This is a genomic window from Enterobacter sp. CFEC122, from assembly GCF_052983755.1.
In genome coordinates this window covers 1-1,159 of record NZ_JBRIQR010000121.1, presented here as the reverse complement: position 1 = coordinate 1,159, position 1,159 = coordinate 1, and the positions used below count along the sequence as shown (strand labels likewise).

The window sequence follows — 1,159 nt, the reverse complement described above, 5'->3', positions numbered from 1 at the left end:
CTAAATAGATGCGCGGAATAGTAGATCACTGAAAGGGAACTCAGCCCGGATTGTGCGATCTGATCAATCGCCAAACCAACCAAAACCACCAACCGGACTGAGCGATGCCGATCATAGCACCAATACCCCGTGGCGAACGACGCCTGATGCAGAAAGCTATTCATAAAACGCGCGATAAAAATCATGCCCGCAGACTCACGGCCATGCTGATGCTTCATCGGGGTGAACGGGTCAGCGATGTTGCCAGAACTCTCTGTTGTGCTCGTTCATCCGTTGGTCGCTGGATTAACTGGTTTACGCACTCAGGTATTGAAGGCCTGAAATCCTTACCCGCAGGGCGCTCCCGACGCTGGCCTTTTGAACATATCTGCACCCTGTTACGTGAGCTGATAAAGCATTCTCCCGGCGATTTTGGTTATCAACGTTCACGCTGGAGCACCGAATTACTGGCATTAAAAATCAATGAGATAACCGGTTGCCAGTTACATGCAGGAACCGTTCGCCGCTGGTTGCCATCTGCGGGGCTTGTATGGCGCAGGGCCGCGCCAACTCTGCGTATCCGTGACCCACATAAAGATGAAAAGATGGCGGTAATCCACAAAGCGCTGGATGAATGCAGCGCAGAGCATCCGGTATTTTATGAAGATGAAGTGGATATCCACCTTAATCCTAAAATCGGTGCGGACTGGCAGTTGCGCGGACAGCAGAAACGGGTAGTGACGCCGGGGCAGAACGAAAAATACTATCTGGCCGGCGCACTGCACAGTGGCACGGGTAAAGTCAGCTACGTGGGCGGCAACAGCAAAAGTTCAGCGCTGTTTATCGCTCTGCTGAAGCACCTGAAAGCCACTTACCGGCGGGCGAAAACAATCACGCTGATCGTTGATAACTACATTATCCATAAAAGCCGCGAAACACAGCGCTGGTTGAAAGCAAATCCCAAGTTCAGGGTAATTTACCAGCCGGTTTACTCGCCGTGGGTGAATCATGTGGAACGGCTATGGCAGGCACTTCATGACACGATAACCCGTAATCATCAGTGCCGCTCAATGTGGCAGTTACTGAAAAAGGTCCGCCATTTTATGGAAACCGCCAGCCCATTCCCCGGAGGAAAACATGGTCAGGCAAAAGTGTAGCGGTATTAGGCGCAGCTATTTAG

The 1,159-nt window shown here is 51.6% G+C and carries 1 protein-coding gene; it reads left to right on the top strand.

Features of this window, described 5'->3' with window-relative positions; all coding sequences use genetic code 11:
* Positions 1–104: 104 nt before the first annotated feature.
* Positions 105–1,136 (top strand): IS630-like element ISEc33 family transposase, encoded by a 1,032-nt coding sequence (locus ACVCAM_RS26405; protein ID WP_032425611.1) that lies wholly within the window; start codon positions 105–107, stop codon positions 1,134–1,136.
* Positions 1,137–1,159 lie beyond the last annotated feature (23 nt).

What these genes read in the sequence shown, in the direction of transcription:
- ACVCAM_RS26405 (WP_032425611.1), top strand. Translation starts at nt 105, where the DNA reads ATGCCGATCATAGCACCAATACCCCGTGGCGAACGACGCCTGATGCAG.